This is a genomic window from Bacillota bacterium, assembly GCA_012727955.1.
Lineage (GTDB): Bacteria > Bacillota > Limnochordia > DTU087 > JAAYGB01 > JAAYGB01.
Window position 1 is genome coordinate 1 of record JAAYGB010000022.1, and the last position, 18,467, is coordinate 18,467.

The window sequence follows — 18,467 nt, forward strand, 5'->3', positions numbered from 1 at the left end:
AATCGTCGATATGTTTCCGTGTACGCATTTTAGCCCTTCAGGTCGAGTAGACAACTTTGATGCAAATTCGGAAATCCGCTTAAATAAAGGCTTACAGCCGCGACATCAATGTGACGCACTCCACATGTGCTGTATGGGGAAACATATCCACCGGCTGAACCTGAAGTACTTGGTAACCATGGGAATGCAAGTAGCCGAGGTCCCTAGCTAAGGAACTGGGGTTGCAGGACACATAGACAATCCGCGGGACTTTAGCGGCCACCAGGGCGTCCAGGGCACGGGTATCTACTCCCCTGCGGGGAGGATCTAAGATGACCACATCGGGTTCCTTTCCCGCCGCAATCAGCTGAGGCAGACGGTCTTCAACCTGATCGGCAAAGAATTCCACGTTGTCGATACCATTAGCGACGGCGTTCTCCTTCGCATCCGCGATGGCTTCGGGGACGTTTTCAATTCCAATCACTTGGCTTGCCTTATCTGCCACATACAAAGCAATTGTACCGATGCCGCAGTACCCATCGACGACCCGTTCTTTCCCCGTCAGTCCGGCAAATTCCTTGGCAACCCGATAAAGAACCTGGGTTTGAGTGGGATTAACCTGAAAGAAGGACCGGGGCGAGATCTGAAACCGCAAACCTCCAATCCAATCCTCGATGGTGGGCTTTCCCCACAGCAGCTTTGTCTTGGGTCCGAAGATCACGTTGGTATTCTCGGTATTGATATTCTGGTTGAGACTGACCATTTCCGGCACCGTGGCCTGTAGTCCCGTAATGATCTCTTCCAGTCGGGGAATCTCTTCACCATTGGTTACCAGCACCACCATTACCTCCTGGGTTGCAGCACTGGTTCTGGCCACCACATGGCGAAACAATCCCTTACCCGTCCCCTCGTCATAGACCGAGGCCTGCAGGTCATTGAGCAGAGTCTCCACGGCCCGGATCGCCTTGACGTTCAGCGGGTGGTCGTTCAGACACCCGATGGGGGATCTTACCACTTTATGTGTTCCCCGTTGATAAAATCCTAGAATAATATTTCCCAGGAAATCTTTAGTGACGGGATATTGACTTTTGTTTCGATATCCGTAGGGATTCTCCATTCCTAGGACCGGCTCCACCGCTACCTGGGGCAATCCACCGATACGGGTCAACTCATCGATTACCCGCTGCCGTTTCCACTCCAGTTGGTGTTGGTAATTAAAGGCCTGAAACTGGCAGCCGCCACAAGTGTCATGTACCGGACAGGCCGGTGTGATGCGTCCCGCAGAGGGGCTTTCGACGTCGACCAGCTTTGCCCGTCCATAGTTTTTTCTCACATCGGTTACCGTCACCACTGCACTATCACCGGGAAGACCACCGTCAACAAATACAGTAAAGTTATCGATTCGGGCCACGCCCTCCCCAGAATGACCCAGTCCCGTGATCTCCACCTGGTACTGTCCACCGATTTTGACCGGTTTAGTTTTACCCTTGGTTGCCATAAATCCACCTTCCGTCCGCTTCTCTAGCCTCTAGTATGTCAAGAGAAAAGGCAAGCCAAACCCTAGGGTCCAGCCTGCCTCTGCACTCAACCACTTGTATCCAGCAACGAATCCTCGGCGCTGCTAGTCCGATGACCCTGCTCTACAAAGCACCTTGCCCTACAGGGCAAGCGCTTGCCCATCCTTGCGAGGTTCCGTTCCCGCGACGTATACCCCCGTCTCAGGATCTCGCCAGATCATCTGGCCGCCTCCGAAGCCTGCCATTTCAGCCACCATCTTAATGTCGTGACCCATCTTAGCCAGCTCCCGGACAACCTCGGGATTAACGGTGCTTTCAATGTCTATGCCGCCACTATCCAACACTCGCACCCGGGGAGCATCGAGGGCCGCTTGGGGATTGAGACCGTAGTCAATGATTCCGCTGGCCACCTGCACATGTCCCTGGGGCTGCATGTCCCCACCCATGACGCCAAAGGCTGCCAAGGGTACCCCGTCCTTGCTGATGAAGCTGGGAATAATGGTGTGATAAGAACGTTTGTTTGGCGCATATACGTTGGGATGACCCTCTTCTAGAGTGAAACCGCATCCCCGATTCTGCAGGGTGATTCCCGTTCCGGGAACGACTATGCCGGAACCAAAGCCCATATAGTTGGACTGAATGAAGGACACCATGCGCCCTTCCTTGTCTGCTGTGCACAGATAAACGGTATCGCCCAAGGGATCTCCAGGTTCTACGCCCTTCAGCGCCCTGTTGGGATCTATCAGAGCCCGTCGAGACTTGGCATACTCTTTGCTCAGCAGCTCCTGGGTCGGAACCCTTTCCACCGAGGGGTCTGCCACATACCGATGGGCGTCGGCAAAGGCCAGTTTCAACGCCTCAATGACCAAATGCAATCTTTGTGCCGAGGTTAAGGGCATACGGGATAGATCATACCCCTCCAGGATATTCAGCGCCATCAACGCGACGATTCCCTGACCATTGGGCGGGATTTCCCAGATATCAAAGCCACGATAGTTGGTGGAAATAAGCTCTACCCACTCAGCCTTGTGCTCGGCCAAATCCTCTCGGGTCAAGTATCCACCGGTATTGGCGGCATGGTTGGCAATGGCCTCTGCCAGCTCACCACGATAGAAGGCTTCACCGTTGGACTCACCAATCAACCGTAGGGTTCTAGCTTGTTCCGGGCACTTGAATACTTCCCCCGGCCCTACAGCCCGGGAATTGGGCAAGAAGACAGCCTTGAACTCTTCATTGTCCTTGAAGCGCTTCTCGGAAAAGGTCCAATAATGGGCGATTACCGGAGGAACGGGATGCCCCTCCTCGGCGTATTTAGCCGCGGGCTCCACCAGCTTGGACAAGGGCATCGAGCCAAACTTGTCCACCAACTCCACCCACCCGGATACTGCCCCTGGAGTAGTGACCGGCAACCAGCCAAACTTCGGAATGGACCGTTTCCCGTCTACTTCCTCGGAATGCTTGAGCATCTCCTCGTAGGTCAATGCCTTGGGACTGCGGCCCGAGGCGTTCAATCCATGCAGCTTCTTACCATCCCACACAATCGCAAAGGCATCGCTTCCGAGGCCGTTGGAAGTAGGCTCCAGGACCGTGAGGGCTGCCGCCGTGGCCACCGCGGCATCAATGGCATTGCCTCCCTCTGCCAGGATCTGAAGACCCACCTGTGCCGCTAAGGGATGGCTGGTGGCGACTGCCCCATTCTTGCCCATCACAGGGCTTCTGCGTGAAGAATAGGGTTGGTAATATGAAAAAAATGTCAACTGTATTCCTCCATTCGACTAAAATGCCCGTACACCCTACCGGGGACAATTTGCGGGACCAAGGTCCAGCTTTGCCCCTTCTTGCCGGCTACCGCCGTACTATCCCTTATAATTAGCTTTGCATCCTATTCTTTCCTTCTGCCGGGTCCGTCTAACCCTGATTCTGCGCGATAGCCTCCCAGGTCTGGGCCAAAAGCAGAGCATCACCCTCGATGTTGGGGCTTTCACAGATCAACACTCCACCGACATCAAAGTCCCACAGGGCTTGAAGGAGCGCCTTATACTCCATGTCCGACTCCTCCAGGATAAGGTGTTTTCTTTCTCCCTTGTCACCATATTCAATCCCGGAAAGGTGAATATGCATGTTATCTAGGGCTTCCCGTCCCCCAACCTGCTGAATGCGATCTAGCATCGCCACAAATTCCTCCGCCGAATTGAGGGCGCCGGTCCGAGCATGCAGGTGGGAAAAATCGATACAAGGCTCGACTCCGGGAATTTCGCTGCATACCTCCAAGGTTTCTTCAAAGGTACCGAATTGAGATACACCACCGGTAGTTTCCATCCGCAGGATGGTATCAATTCCCGCGGCATCCAACTCCTCCCGCACCCGGATCAGGTTTTCCTTTACGTTGTCATAGACCACCCTATCGGGGGCGTCATGGCGAAATCCAGGATGAAAGACTATCCCCCGTGCCCCTAACTGATGGCCTCGGGTGGCAGCCAAGATTAGGCGTTCGCGACTGGCTGCTACCTTCTCAGGCTCTTTGGAGTTGAAGTTAATATAATAGGGAGCATGGACAGTGAGGACGATCCCCTGCTCCTTGGCAAAGGCTCCCACTTTGCGAGCCGTCTCTTCCTGCATCGATACCCGCCGAACAAATTCTACCTCCATGGCACCGAGCCCCAGTTCCACCAAGCGCTTAATACCTTCGATGCTGTTTCGCCGCTTAGTGGAAAGGGGTATGCCGGCTGTTCCAAAGATTAGTTTTCCCATGTTACGCCTCCTATTGCGACATCCCTCCGGTAGGTAGCAATGGCCCTACCAAAGGGAAAGCTTGTCCAGTAATGCTTGTCCCTTTGTTACCTTTGCCCAATCGACAAAGCTCCCAAACACCGGCCAGAAAGCCGGGGTCTGAGAGCTTGCCAGCTTACCGCGACAGGTAGCGTTCCCGCAGGACCCTGACTCGCTCGTCTACGTCTCTAATGGCTGCCGACAGGGCCAACTGATACAGGCAGTTGCCTTCTTTACCGGCGGCAATGGTGTCGGAGGTGATCACCTCTCCAGCCTCGATAATCACTTGGCCGTCCCGGTCAACCACCTTGGTGGCCACCGCCTTCCCCAGCAAGAAGTGAGTTCCCTTGGTGTCTACCTCGTCCTTTAACTGGGCTAGGCGCTGCTGCCACTGTTCCCAGATATGGGACAGTGAAAGCTTGGGGCTGACACTAGATTCCTGTTCCGGATCCTCTGAAGCGTCCCTGGGCAGGTAGATCACCTTGGTGTTGAGTCGGTCATTAACCTCTTTGGCCCGAGCTAGGGTTCCTGACCACATTTTCTCCAGCTGCTGGGCATCGTCATCCTCCGGTGGGATGAGCTCGCCGGTACCATCAGCGACGGGGGCCAGACTGCTTTCATCCTCTTCCGGGTCACTGGGGGCCTCCCGGTCTTGCCTAGCCCTGGCAAATATTCGCTGCCACCAACCAATGCCTTCCGTTGGCTGGGACTCGGCGGGCGGTGGTGCTAGCTCCGTGGATTGACCGGCATCGGGTTCTGCCTCCATCTCCGCCAGGTGGGATACCACCGTATCCGCGGCCACGATGACAGCATCCTTCCCAACAGCTTTGATATATTCCGAGGGGATCACCTTTATTCCCTTGACGAAATTCTGCAGGATACCCCCAGAGGTTACTAAGTGGGTGATCCTGCCATCATTGGCGATCAACACCTCTTCCACGATTCCCAAATGCTGACCCATAGTTGTCATAATGCTGGTACCGTATAACTGGGTGGAAAGAGCCAAGAGTTTCTTTAACTCGGGCAGCTCCTGTAACTTGACAATCCCGGCAGACCCTTCCACGGTAATGGCATCGTCCCCCATACTCAAGACATCGGCAAATTGGACCACGTCTTTATCCTTACCAAAACGACCGCCAATGACAAAGCCCGCCACTCGCTGCTCCGTGGGTGCCAAGATTATCTGGCGAACTCTGCCCACCACCTGACCGATGGACACGTCCATTACCGGCAGACCTAAGAGTCTTTTGCTCCGGCGCATCGAAAATCCCTCCCCTTTGCCGCCCTGTCCTCATCCTTGCCCGCTCAATACCCGATACCAAATATATATGAAAGAGCATCCCGAAGGATGCTCTTTTCCCCAGTTCTTCTGGAATTTGCCCTTTACTTGGCCCAACCCAGAGCTAGAGCCACGGCTTGTTTCCAACCCTGATAATGGGCTGTGCGCTCTGCCTCCACCATCTTTGGCGTGAAACGCTGCTCAATCTGCTGCTTGGCCACAAGGTCGGCCTTGGTCCACAACCCGCAACCAATCCCAGCTAAGTAAGCCGCTCCCAGGGCGGTGGTCTCCGTCACCGCAGGCCTTTCCACGGTAACATTGAGGATATCTGCGAGAAATTGCGCAAGGAAGTTGTTAGCCGAGGCACCACCATCGATTCTCATTTTGTCCACCGCTATCCCGGTCTCGGAACACATCAACTCCACCACGTCCTTGGTCTGAAAGGCAATGGACTCCAAGGTGGCCCTAACTAGATGGTTCTTGGTAGTACCCCGGGTGATTCCAGCGAAAATCCCCCGAGCATAGGGGTCCCAATAGGGGGCTCCCAATCCGGTAAAGGCCGGTACCAGGTAGGTGCCTCCCGTATCCGACACCGCGGCAGCCAAAGCTTCCGTCTCGGCGGCACTGGTAATCAGTCCCAGGCTATCCCGCAGCCACTGAACGGCAGCACCGGCTACAAAAATACTTCCTTCCACCGCATACTGCAGGGGCTCATCGCCCAAAGCCCAAGCAATGGTGGTCAACAGTCCCTGGGTGTTAGTTGCTGCCATCTCTCCGGTATTCATTAGGAGAAAGGCTCCCGTACCGTAGGTGCTCTTAGTGGCACCTACCTCAAAACAGCCCTGTCCAAAGAGGGCCGCCTGCTGGTCACCGGCTACTCCGGCAATGGGAATGCCCGCAGGAAACAGCCAGTTACCCGAGGTTTTCCCAAACTCTCCAGCAGAGGGCAACACCCTCGGTAGACTGTCCTCTGCAATACCAAAGAGCTTTAACAGCTCCGGATCCCATCTTTGTTCATGGATGTTATACACCATGGTTCGGGAGGCATTGGACACGTCGGTGGCGTGCACCGCCCCTCCCGTCAATCTGGAGATCAGCCAACTGTCAATGGTGCCGAAACACAGGTGCCCCTTGGCTGCAGCCTCGGCCACAGCCGGTACCTCCTGCAACATCCATCTCATCTTAGTCCCGGAAAAATAGGGGTCGATAATCAGTCCGGTCTTGTCCCGAATAACGGTCTCCAGTCCCAGCTGCCGCAGCTCCTGGCAATAGTCCGCGGTACGGCGGCATTGCCAGACAATGGCCCGGCAGAGAGGTTGACCGGTACTGCGATCCCAAGCCACCAGGGTTTCCCGTTGGTTGGTAATCCCGATGGCGGCGATATCCCTGGTATCGATATCTACCTGGGCTAAAGCCTCGGAAGTCGCCCGAAGCACCGACTCCCAGATTTCATTGGCATCATGTTCAATCCATCCATCGTGGGGGAAATACTGGGGAAACTCCTGATACCCCTTGGCCACCGGCCTCCCCTCGAGGTCAAAGAGAATTGCAGTGCTACCGGTGGTACCTTGATCCAGCGCCAATACATATGTCATCTGCTAGCCCTCCCAAAGGACCTGTGCCTAAATATCCCATGACACTATTCACAATAGGGAGCCCATTTCCTTCCCAATCTCCAGGCACAAAATAGGGCAGCCCATTATTGAGCTGCCCCAGAGCCTTGCAACATTTCTGTGATCATCCGAACAGCCTCCGCCTTACCCTGCCCGTCACGAGCAGAAAAAACGATATAGGGACAATCAAGCTGGAGAGTCTTCTTCACTTGAGCTAAGTGCCGAGGAATCTGCCCCCGAGACAGCTTATCTGCCTTGGTGGCCACGACGATGGGCTGGGCTCGGCTGTGTTGAAACCAATTGGCCATCAGGACATCGTCTTTAGTCGGCGGATGCCGAATGTCCACTAAGAGGATCGCAGCCTTTAGCTGTTCCCTGGTCTGTAAATAGGACTCAATTAACCGTGCCCACTGCTCCTTCATTGCCTTGGGAACCTTGGCGTAGCCGTATCCCGGCAGATCCACCAGATGAGCCTTGTCCTCAACATTAAAGAAGTTAATGGTTCTGGTCCGTCCTGGGGTTGAGCTGATCTTGGCCAGCTTCTTCTGTCCGGTGATGGTGTTCAAGAAAGAGGATTTTCCCACATTTGAGCGACCGACAAAGGCTACCTCGGGCCAGGGAACATTGGGAAAATCCCTGGCCGAGGCAGCACTGATTTCAAAGCGAGCCTTATTGAGGTTCATGGGGCCTCTCCACCCAACCATTGCCTTCATTCTTGGGAATGAAGCTTAAGTTTGGTTCCCTTTCCTCTGCCTCAACTTTGGGCAGTGGCAGCAGGGCGTGTCTCAGCACCTCATCCATGGTGTCCACCAGCTCAATCTTCAACCGTCGCTGGATGTTCTTGGGCACATCCTCTAGATCCTTAGCGTTCTCCTTAGGAAGGAGTACCTTGCGGATATCGGCTCTGTAAGCCGCCAGGATCTTCTCCTTCACCCCGCCGATGGGCAGCACCCGTCCCCGCAAAGTAACTTCCCCGGTCATAGCCAGATCTCCCCGTACCGGCCGGTTGGTCAAGGCTGAGGCCAGTGCGGTGGTCAAGGCAATACCCGCGGAGGGACCATCCTTGGGAACCGCACCCTCGGGCACATGGATGTGGATATCGTTGTGCTCATGGAAATCCTCGGGAATTCCCAAAAGCTTTGCTATCGAGCGGATGTAGCTGAAGGCTGCCTGGGCTGATTCCTTCATCACGTCCCCCAGTTGTCCAGTGAGAATCAGCTTGCCTTTACCGGGAACAACGGTGATTTCTATGGAAAGAATATCTCCACCGAACTGGGTAAAGGCCAAACCGGTAACCACTCCCACCTTGTGATCGGTCTCTGCTTTACTGCGGTGGTACCGGGGTCGACCCAACATCGACTCCAAGGAAGTGACCGACACCCGAATCGGTGTGCTGTGACCCTGCACTACTTCTCGAGCCGCCTTACGACACACGCTGGCGATGGCCCGCTCTAGGGAACGCACTCCAGCCTCTCGAGTATAGCCGCTGATTAATTTCAGGATGGTGTTGTCGGAGATCTGGATTTGATCCTCTTTCAGGCCGTGGGCCTCCGTCTGTTTTGGAATCAAATGTCTCTTGGCGATCTCAAGTTTCTCTTCGTCGGTATACCCGGCAATGGAAATTACCTCCATCCGATCCCGCAAGGGCGCCGGGATATTGGCGAGAACGTTGGCGGTAGTAATAAAGAAGACATCACTGAGGTCATAGGTGACTTCCAGATAATGGTCTCCAAAATTACTGTTTTGTTCCGGATCCAAAACCTCCAATAGAGCAGAGCTGGGATCTCCCCGGAAATCGGAGGTCATCTTGTCGATCTCATCGAGAAGAATCACCGGATTGCTGGAACCGGCCTTCCGGATGGACTGAATCACCTTACCGGGCAGGGCTCCTACATAGGTCCGCCGGTGACCGCGAATCTCTGCTTCATCCCGCACTCCTCCCAGGGAGAACCGGACAAATTTCCGCTGCATGCTGCGAGCGATGGACTGCGCCAAGGAAGTTTTTCCCACTCCCGGCGGTCCAACGAGACAGAGGATCGGCCCCTTAGTTCGGTTAGTTAACTGGCGCACCGCCAGAAACTCTAGGATCCGTTCCTTTACCTTCTCCAGACCGTAGTGGTCTTCATCGAGGATTCTAGCGGCTTCCTCGACGTCTAAGCGATCCTCGGTTTTCTTATTCCAGGGCAAACCCGTCAACCAGTCCAGGTAATTGCGCACCACCACAGCCTCGGCAGCCATGGGAGGCATTCTCTGCAGCCGCGCCAACTCCGATTCCGCTTTCTCCCGGGCCTCCTTGGGCATCTTGGCTTTGCGGATTTTCTCCCGGTATTCGTCGACTTCAGAGCTGGTATCATGCTCTCCCAATTCCTTCTGAATCGCCTTAATCTGCTCTCGCAGATAGTACTCCTTCTGGGATTTGTCCATTTGCTTTCGAACCCGCAGATGGATGCGCCTTTCCAGTTCCAAAATCTCCAATTCCTTGGAAATAACTACCAAGAGTTCCTCCAGACGATCCCTGGGATCAACGATGGACAGGAGATTTTGCTTGACCTCCAAGGCCACGGACAGTTGAGCCGCAATGTTATCGGCTAGGCGGTCAGGCTCATCGATATCCTCAATGGCAATTAACACTTCCGCCGGCAATTTCTTGCTTAATTTCACATACTGGGAAAAATGATCGATGACCGAACGCATCAGGGCCTCGATCTCCGGATCCTCCTCCGCAGTCTCGGGTAGAGCCACCTCTGGCAGCTCCTCCACGACTACTTCGAAATAGGGATCCTCTTGGACAAAGTCTGCGATCTTGACTCGGCGAATTCCTTCAACTAATACCTTGAGCTGACCTTCAGGCATTTTCAGCAACTGCTTGATCTCCGCCAAGGTTCCAATCCGAAACAAATCCTCCGGATCCGGGTCGGCGATCCGAGCCTCCGTCTGGGCAGCTAACACAATAAGACGATCCTGTACCATCGCCTCTTCCAGGGCATGGACGGAACGTTCTCTACCGACATCCAAAGGAGTTACTGTATATGGAAACACGATCATGCCGCGCAAGGCCAACAGGGGAAGTTTTTTCTCGTCCATCGAGTCAATCGGGTTACTAGGTTGGTTAACCATGTCTGCACCCCCCGTGCACTATCAACGATACTAATACTCTGGAACTATGCTAAATAATTACAGCTACTTTGTCAAATATAGCTGGGATCCTCTCTACTTGATTTACCCGAAATCCTCCGGGGCTACTCCTTGTTATGAAAAAGGGCCCGGCAAACCGGGCACTAAAAAGCAATCTAATCCCCACCATTGCTGTAGGGCTACTAATTAGAGGCCGGAGAGGCACTGAGAACTTCGTGAGCACCGGCCACTTTATCCGCCAAGGTCAGATCCCGGTTCAATCCAGTAGCCAGGGCTAATTCCACCACTTGTCTCACTTGAGCCACGGGATGTACTCTTATGGGCATATCTTCCATTGATTGCTGCCAATTTCCTTCCGGAATGATAGCCTCGGTAGCTCCGGCCAACACCGCTGCATTGAGCTTGGGAATAATACCTCCCACCGGTCTGACCTTCCCACGGATGGAGACTTCTCCGGTCATCACCACCGTGGATTTCACCGGAATCCCCGTCAGAGCTGAGTAGACCGCAGTCACCATACTTACCCCTGCCGACGGTCCATCGATGGGAATTCCACCGGGAAAGTTGATGTGGATATCGTAGTCCTGGGGACGCAGACCAAACTCGTTGCGCAGGATGGTCAACACATTCTCCGCGGAGCTCTTGGCCATGCTCTTGCGCCTCAGTGTTCTTCCCGCCGCTCCCATTTCTTCCTCTTCCATAATTCCAGTGACAACAATCCTGCCGTTGTTGCGCTCGGCGGCCGTGGCCGTGGCCTCAACTTCAATCACTACTCCCATATTGGGCCCGTGGACCGCCAACGCGTTGACCACGCCCACTTGGGGAGTGGCCCCCACCTTGCGATCGGAGCGGGGAGTGTATTGTCCGCTGCTCACCACCCACTCCACATCCCTCTTGGCAATGGCCTCCCGGCCCTCGGACTGGGCAATTCCCGCACAGATTTGGACGATATTCACGGCTTCCCGACCGTTACTGGCATACTGTTTGATTACCTCGATGGCCTCATCATCGGCGGCAAAGTTCATCTTCTTGACGGCATTTCTCGCTACCGTTGCCACTTCCTCGGGAGTCAAGGCTCGGAAGAACACTTCCAAGCAACGGGAGCGAATGGCAGGAGGAATCTCGTGGGGCATCCGGGTAGTGGCACCTACCAGTCTAAAATCCGCCGGTAAGCCGCTCTGGAAGATCTCATGGATATGTTGGGGGATATTGCTGTCTTCGCTGCTGTAGTAGGCGCTTTCGAGAAACACCTTGCGGTCCTCCAAAACCTTCAGGAGCTTGTTCATCTGGATGGGGTGCAGTTCCCCAATCTCATCGATAAACAGCACACCACCGTGGGCCTTGGTAACGGCCCCAGGCTTGGGCTGGGGAATCCCAGCAATACCCAAAGGACCGGCCCCTTGGTAGATGGGATCATGCACGGAACCTAAAAGGGGATCGGCAATCCCCCGATCGTCAAAGCGAGCGGTGGTGGCATCCACCTCGACAAACTTGGCCGATTCACTAAAAGGAGACAGCTTATTCTTCTTTGCCTCCTCCAAGACCACTCGGGCCGCTGCCGTTTTACCGACACCGGGGGGACCGTAGATAAGGACATGCTGGGGGTTAGGACCACACAAGGCAGCGCGCAATGCCTTGAGACCATCCTCTTGCCCAATGATGTCATCGAGGCTGGCCGGCCGGGTTTTTTCTGACAAGGGCTCACTGAGGGCGATGTTGCGTAGCCTTTGCAGCTTCTCCATCTCCTTCCGGGACTCCCGGTCCACCGCGGTCTTGCTGGTTTGCTGCTGCCTCAGCAAATTCCAGAAGTACAGCCCGATCACGATGGCGAAAAACAGATTGATTAACCCCAATACACCTGTCATTGTTGACAATCACCTGCCCTGCCGGTTTTGCCGCCACGAAAGGAGACTGTGGCAGACTGATTTTAGTATTGACGGACATTACCGCTTTTAACCGGCGGAACAGAAAGCAAAAATAGGCGGCAATCCTACGCCTGTAGGATTTACCGCCTATCCTAGAACACTAATGTACAACCGGCGAATCCGGTGCACAGATATTTCACTAAGGCCTGACTATAGTCGGCGCAAGGGCTCCGTCCTTACGCACTTTCCTCTTTGTCAACGTCCTTACTGACTCGCCGCAGCTCCGGCGCCCCTCGTCCCTCAATTACCTCACCGGTAATTGTACAGCCGACGATGCTTTCATCCGCGGGAATATCGTACATCAGATCCAACATTACTTCCTCGAGGATCGCTCGCAGTCCCCGGGCCCCGGTCTTTCGCTCCGTAGCCTTGCGGGCCACGGCTTCCAGCGCGGAATCGGTGAATTCGATCTCTACCCCGTCTAGTTCAAACATCTTGGTATACTGCTTCACTAGAGCATTACGGGGCTCCTTGAGAATTCTCACCAAGGCTGCTTCATCGAGGGCATCAAGGGCCACGATAATTGGCATTCGACCGACAAATTCCGGTATCAGCCCATACTTCAGCAGATCCTCCGGCATAATCATCCGCAGGAGATCTCCGATATTTTTCTCCTGAACGGTCTTGATATCGGCACCAAAACCGATAACCTTTTCACCGGTGCGGCGTTCAATAATCTTATCCAGGCCATCGAAGGCCCCACCGCAGATAAAGAGAATGTTGGAAGTATCTATCTGTATGAACTCCTGATGAGGATGCTTGCGCCCACCCTGCGGGGGCACACTGGCCACCGTGCCCTCCAAGATCTTCAGTAGCGCTTGCTGCACGCCTTCCCCGGAGACATCTCTGGTGATCGACGGATTTTCCGACTTGCGGGCAATCTTGTCGATTTCATCGATGTAGACGATTCCTCTTTCCGCCTTTTCGACATCGTAGTCCGCGGCCTGAATCAGTTTCAAGAGAATGTTCTCCACATCCTCTCCCACATAGCCCGCTTCCGTTAAGGAGGTTGCGTCAGCGATGGCAAAGGGCACGTTGAGAATCTTGGCCAAGGTTTCTGCCAAAAGAGTCTTACCACAACCCGTAGGACCTAACAACAGGACGTTGCTTTTCTGGAGTTCAACATCGTCATCCTTGACGTTGGCGTTAACTCTCTTGTAATGGTTATACACAGCAACGGAGAGGGCTTTCTTTGCCTTCTCTTGGCCAATCACATACTCATCCAGTGTTGCCTTGATCTCATGAGGCTTTGGTACGGCTCCCCACTCGGTTTCAGTTTCTTCGCCTAGCTCTTCCTCAATGATTTCATTGCAGAGCTCTATGCACTCATCGCAGATGTAGACCCCCGGGCCTGCGATGAGCTTTTTTACCTGGTCTTGGGCTTTGCCGCAGAAGGAACACTTCAGTTGGCCCTTTTCATCGCCAAAATTGAACATCATATCACCTCTTACTTCGACTCGAGCTCACGGGGATGTCGCAAGACGCCATCGATCAGCCCATAGTCTACTGCCTCGTCCGACGACATGTAGTAGTTGCGTTCTACATCACGTTCTATTCTCTCCAGCGGTTGCCCAGTATGCCTATGCAGGATCTCGTTACCAATCCGCTTTAGTCGCAGGATCTCTCGAGCCTCGATTTCTATCTCTGTCGCTTGCCCCTGAACCCCGCCTAAGGGTTGATGAATCATAATCCGGGAGTAGGGCAAAGCAAAGCGTTTTCCCTTGGTCCCGGCAGTCAGGAGAAGCGCCGCCATACTGGCAGCCATCCCCACACAAATGGTAGTCACATCGGGCTTAATGTACTGCATTGTGTCGTAAATGGCCAAGCCAGAATAGACTACACCACCGGGGCTGTTGATATACAGGTTAATATCTTTGTCTGGATCTTCCGATTCCAGGTGTAACATCTGAGCAATAACCAAATTGGCAACGTGGTCATTAATGGGACCACCCAGGAATATAATCCGATCCTTTAGCAGCCGGGAATAGATATCATAGGCCCTTTCCCCACGATTTGTCTGTTCGACAACCATCGGAACAAGCGTGCTCATAGATTACCCTTCCTTCCCTTCAGTATATGCATTCTGTCAACGGCGTTACAGTGACACCATTGCCACTCAACTGCTGGGACCAACCTCCGTGTTGACAGGCACTCTATATGTTCCCCATCGAAACTATCGTTACACATTGCGGTTCTTGGCCTGCGCTGCTGGTTACCGGCCATTACTCCTCTTCGGTAACCTCTGCCTCGACCTCGGGCCCTGTCTCCTCGGCGCCTTGGCTGCTATCGGCTTCAACCTCTACCTCGGTAATCTTTGCCGACTCTACAAGGAAATCGATGGTCTTTGTGGTCAGGAGATTATTCTTGATATTCTCCCGGAAGCCCTGATATCTCTCCCTGGCCTTTTCCGGCTCGGGCATATCTTTGACATATTCATCGATTTTGGCGTCGATTTCCTCCTCAGTCACTTCCAGTCCCTCGGCCTCAGCAATGGCCTCTAGTACCAAACCATTCCTGACTCGAACCGTTGCCTGAGGGGTGAATTGCTCCCGCAGCTGTTCCCGTGTCTGTCCGGTATGCTCAAGGTACATATCCAGGGTCATCCCTTGATAGGCCAGCATCTGCTGAAATTCCGCCACCTGGTTTTCTGCTTCCCTTTCGATGAGTACCTCGGGGATTTCCACCTCGGCGTTGGTCGCAGCCTGATCCACTAGGTCATTGCGCACTTGGGCGTTGGACCTTTCCTCTGCCTCGGCCTCGAGGTTCTTCCTGATACTGGCCTTCAGTGCCTCCAGGGTATCGGTTTCCTCACTGACATCCTTGGCAAACTCATCATCGAGTTCCGGCAATCGCTTGACCTTGAGCTCATCAATCTTTACCTTAAAGACTGCTTCCTTCCCTGCTAAAGACGGCTCGTAATTTTCTGGTAAGGTGACGTTGATCTCAACCTCGCTACCGGTCTTTGCCCCAACCAGTTGTTCTTCAAACCCGGGGATGAATTGCCCGCTGCCGATTTCCAGCTGATAACCGGTAGCAGCCCCACCGGGGAAGGGTTCCCCATCTATGTAACCGGTGAAATCGATGGTAGCAAAGTCACCCATTTCAACTACATCCCGGTCCTCTACTGCCACCAATTCAGCCATGCGCTCCCGCATCGCTTCCAGCTGCGCCTCTACTTGGTGGTCCTGAACGGGATAGATATTCTTGGTTACCTCCAGGCCCTTGTACTGTCCTAGGGTCACCTCGGGCATCACCGTAACCTCAGCCTTGAACACCAAAGGTTCGTCGTCTCCCATGCTGACGATATCGATGTCAGGGCGATCAATGGGGTCAATTCCCATCTCTTCGATAGCCTCCAGATAAGCCTTGGGGACGGCAATCTCTAGGGCGTCTTCGTAAAAGATTTCCCTTCCATATCTTGCCTCAATTAGCTGCCTTGGTGCCTTTCCGCGGCGGAAACCAGGGATTTGAATGGACGGTGCCATCTTCTGGTAAGCCTGCTGAACGGCAGCTGCGAAGTCCTCCGCCGGAACCTCAATTTCCAATACGACACGACTATTTTCTTTGCTCTCTACTTTAGCCTTAACCAAAGCCTAAACTCCCTTCTCGCCCTTCCACGACATTCTAGCCTACTAGGGTCAACTACATTTGATCTATCCTTAATAACTATAACTATGCTTGTTCTCAACTATGCTTGTCTCAAGGATACATAGCCAAAAATTCCCATAATCAAACAAAGCTTTTCCTATAGCTCAAGGATTTATTCTGTGATTTCGGCGCGAAAAACTCCAAGTCCTGCCGTCGGCAGCACTTCCCTGACAAACCCGCCAAAAAGCGATAAGGGCCAGGAGAAAAACTCCCTGGCCCCTTTGATTGGAGCGGTAGACGAGTCTCGAACTCGCGACCTCAACCTTGGCAAGGTTGCGCTCTACCAACTGAGCTACTACCGCAGATGGTGCGGGCGAAGAGACTTGAACTCCCACGAGGTAACCTCACTAGATCCTAAGTCTAGCGCGTCTGCCAATTCCGCCACGCCCGCATCGCAATACAGAGTATAACATAAACCCCCGGGGTATTTCAACACCTAATTTGTCTCCAAATCCAGGAAAGAGTATTGTGACATTTCAATCTACCAGCGATTGTATCGGATCCGCTCGGGATTAAAGCGATCCGCCGGCGGCTTCTCCTCGGCTGGATGTCCCAGGGCCACCAAGCTAAAGGGGATGACGTGTTCGGGAAGGCCCATTAACTTGGCAAAGGGCTCCATCCGCTCCTGGCGGGGATACACTCCCAACCACACTGCCCCCAACCCCTTGCTGTGGGCCGCCAAGAGAATATTTTGGGTAGCAGCAGAGCAATCGATCATCCAATAGCCGGGAGAGGTCTCTAGGGTTTTGTCTCCGCACACCAAAATGGCCACGGGCGCCTCCACCAGCATCTTGGCGTAGGGATGCATCTCCATGAGAGCCTCTTTGACCTCCTGCTCCGTGATAACAATAAAATGCCAAGGCTGCTCATTGCGGGCTGAAGGGGCACTCATTGCCGCCCTCAGCAGATCCTCAACATCCTCTGGCGCCACCGGTTCAGCGGTGTACTTGCGAATACTCCGTCGGGTCAAAATGAACTCCATTTCCCTTCCCCCTTAATCCTCAATACCAAAGCCAAACTCCGTCAATTCGGAAACGATGGGATCCTCCGAGCCATGCACCTGCTTGATCAATCCTACCCCGGGGGCATAGAACTCCAGTGAATCTTCCCTTCCCTCCCGCTGAATCCGCAGTCGAACTACCTCGGTAAAACGCCCGGCGGGAACCTCGACCTCATCGTCGACAGACTCAACGATTACTATCTCGTCCTTAGCATCGCCGCTTTGCCAGCTGTCGCCCACTTGAAAGGGAGCCCACAGCACCACTTGTTGCCGGCCCAGCCACTGGGGCATCGTCACCCAAGGTGTCGTCACCAGCAGGTTTTCCTCGCCATCAAATCCTTCCTGCCAGTACCATTTGGTGACCCGATGGGGTTCAACTTCATAGACCACAGCCGTTGTGGTTCCGCTGTTATCAATGGCCACCTGGACCATTTCCTGGTCCCGATAAACCACGCGACTGGTAAAGGCGGCGTACTCCGATCCATGACCGGTGTATTTCCAGGTCAATCCCACAAGATCCGGCCAAAGGGGATTTCTCAGCTCACCGAGGTCAGGACGCTGGGATAGTAAACCAGGAGCGGCTTGCCCTTCTCCACCTTCGACTTCCCCTTGGACCGGCAGAATAAGACCCTCCTGCAGGTCAACCATCCCCGGTGTAATCACCTGGGGAAACATCATCTCCTCCCGCTCCTTTGGGGGATACAACCACCCGGGATGGGGCACATCCACTAGTTGATAACGGGGACCGGTGGGATCTAGCTGCTCCCAAATCCCGCTGCCCGGTGGGATGCCCCAACGCTCGGTCAAGATCGTCAGGTCCCATCGCCCCACAAAATCGCCTCCCGTCGCAAAGACACCAAAGGCCAAAAGAAGAATTAGGATGAGTGCTAATAATATTCCCTTCAGTTTGGCGGTCATCACTGCTTCCCTCCCATTACTCCACTTAATCAAAATTCTATCAAATCCTTCTCCCCCGGTAAACTAACAACGGGTGAAGGCATTTTCCTCCACCCGCTGTTCTAATCCCCAGCACCCCTAGGGCGCCGCTGCTTTAATGCACTTCTACGTCCGAGGCACCGAATTCTCGCAACACTTGGGCCGCCTCTTCTACCATTTCACTGTCGGTCTCGACGGCAGCAAGGACCCGACCCTTTTTCACTTCACCTTCATAGTACTCGCCGCGATCATTGGGAATCCCCATGTCCAAGAGACCACCGGCCAACCCACCACCGGCGGCACCGGTCAAAGCCGCTGCCAAGGGCCCCGCGGCCACGATGGGGCCAATTCCCGGGATAGTAATCGCGCCGATCCCCGCCAGGAGGCCAGCGGCACCGCCGAGAACCCCGCCCCAGGTGGCACCGGTGGAACCATCGGCGTTATTTCCCATCTCACCGCCGCCGTCGGTCCGACCCTCGTCCCTAGCGACGATGGAAATCTCGTCTTCGGTAAATCCCCTATCCCTCAGTTGATTTACCGCCTGTTCCGCTTCGTCTCTACTTTGGAAGGTACCTATAACTGTACTCAAGCAATAAGCCCCCTTTGAGTTTACTTCCCCGCCGGCCTGTTCCCGGCTGGAGATCTATACCTCGCAACTAGATTGCC

General features: G+C 54.2%; 14 protein-coding genes and 2 tRNA genes. All 16 read right to left on the reverse strand.

The genetic code is table 11. The features are described 5' to 3' along the window. Positions 1-91 precede the first annotated feature (91 nt). Positions 92-1,477 (reverse strand): 23S rRNA (uracil(1939)-C(5))-methyltransferase RlmD, encoded by a 1,386-nt coding sequence (gene rlmD / locus GX030_04615; protein NLV91664.1) that lies wholly within the window; start codon positions 1,475-1,477, stop codon positions 92-94. 159 nt (positions 1,478-1,636) lie between these two features. Further along, positions 1,637-3,202, reverse strand: coding sequence for a gamma-glutamyltransferase (ggt, locus tag GX030_04620; protein ID NLV91665.1), 1,566 nt, complete (start codon positions 3,200-3,202; stop codon positions 1,637-1,639). A gap of 202 nt (positions 3,203-3,404) precedes the next feature. Beyond that, on the reverse strand, positions 3,405-4,247 hold the full coding sequence (locus GX030_04625) for a TIM barrel protein (protein ID NLV91666.1): 843 nt from the start codon (positions 4,245-4,247) through the stop codon (positions 3,405-3,407). Between the two features lie 154 nt (positions 4,248-4,401). Continuing rightward, a complete protein-coding gene (locus tag GX030_04630) occupies positions 4,402-5,526 on the reverse strand; it encodes a hypothetical protein (protein NLV91667.1) in 1,125 nt (374 codons plus the stop codon). A 122-nt stretch (positions 5,527-5,648) separates the two neighbouring features. Further along, on the reverse strand, positions 5,649-7,139 hold the full coding sequence (gene glpK, locus GX030_04635; protein ID NLV91668.1) for a glycerol kinase GlpK: 1,491 nt from the start codon (positions 7,137-7,139) through the stop codon (positions 5,649-5,651). A 104-nt stretch (positions 7,140-7,243) separates the two neighbouring features. Beyond that, positions 7,244-7,840: a YihA family ribosome biogenesis GTP-binding protein gene (locus GX030_04640; GenBank protein NLV91669.1), complete on the reverse strand. Its 597-nt coding sequence runs from the start codon at positions 7,838-7,840 to the stop codon at positions 7,244-7,246. Further along, complete coding sequence (lon, locus tag GX030_04645) at positions 7,827-10,241, reverse strand: endopeptidase La (GenBank protein ID NLV91670.1); 2,415 nt, start codon at positions 10,239-10,241, stop codon at positions 7,827-7,829. Before lon ends, GX030_04640 begins: the two co-directional genes overlap by 14 nt. 233 nt (positions 10,242-10,474) lie before the next feature. Beyond that, positions 10,475-12,157 carry an ATP-dependent protease LonB gene (lonB, locus tag GX030_04650; protein NLV91671.1) on the reverse strand — a complete coding sequence of 561 codons (1,683 nt, stop codon included), beginning with the start codon at positions 12,155-12,157 and terminating at the stop codon, positions 10,475-10,477. 236 nt (positions 12,158-12,393) lie between these two features. After that, positions 12,394-13,653 carry an ATP-dependent Clp protease ATP-binding subunit ClpX gene (clpX, locus tag GX030_04655; protein NLV91672.1) on the reverse strand — a complete coding sequence of 420 codons (1,260 nt, stop codon included), beginning with the start codon at positions 13,651-13,653 and terminating at the stop codon, positions 12,394-12,396. Positions 13,654-13,664: 11 nt separating this feature from the next. After that, positions 13,665-14,267, reverse strand: coding sequence for an ATP-dependent Clp endopeptidase proteolytic subunit ClpP (clpP, locus tag GX030_04660; protein NLV91673.1), 603 nt, complete (start codon positions 14,265-14,267; stop codon positions 13,665-13,667). 172 nt (positions 14,268-14,439) lie between these two features. Beyond that, the gene (locus GX030_04665; GenBank protein NLV91674.1) at positions 14,440-15,807 is read right to left on the reverse strand and encodes a trigger factor; all 1,368 of its coding nucleotides are present in this window, start codon (positions 15,805-15,807) and stop codon (positions 14,440-14,442) included. Between the two features lie 284 nt (positions 15,808-16,091). Next, a tRNA-Gly gene (locus tag GX030_04670) sits at positions 16,092-16,167 on the reverse strand. Positions 16,168-16,170: 3 nt separating this feature from the next. Further along, positions 16,171-16,256, reverse strand: a tRNA-Leu gene (locus tag GX030_04675). 90 nt (positions 16,257-16,346) lie between these two features. Then, a complete protein-coding gene (locus GX030_04680) occupies positions 16,347-16,847 on the reverse strand; it encodes a nitroreductase family protein (GenBank protein ID NLV91675.1) in 501 nt (166 codons plus the stop codon). A 12-nt stretch (positions 16,848-16,859) separates the two neighbouring features. Beyond that, positions 16,860-17,783: a hypothetical protein gene (locus tag GX030_04685; GenBank protein ID NLV91676.1), complete on the reverse strand. Its 924-nt coding sequence runs from the start codon at positions 17,781-17,783 to the stop codon at positions 16,860-16,862. Positions 17,784-17,916: 133 nt separating this feature from the next. Further along, positions 17,917-18,390 carry a hypothetical protein gene (locus GX030_04690; GenBank protein ID NLV91677.1) on the reverse strand — a complete coding sequence of 158 codons (474 nt, stop codon included), beginning with the start codon at positions 18,388-18,390 and terminating at the stop codon, positions 17,917-17,919. Positions 18,391-18,467: the final 77 nt, after the last annotated feature.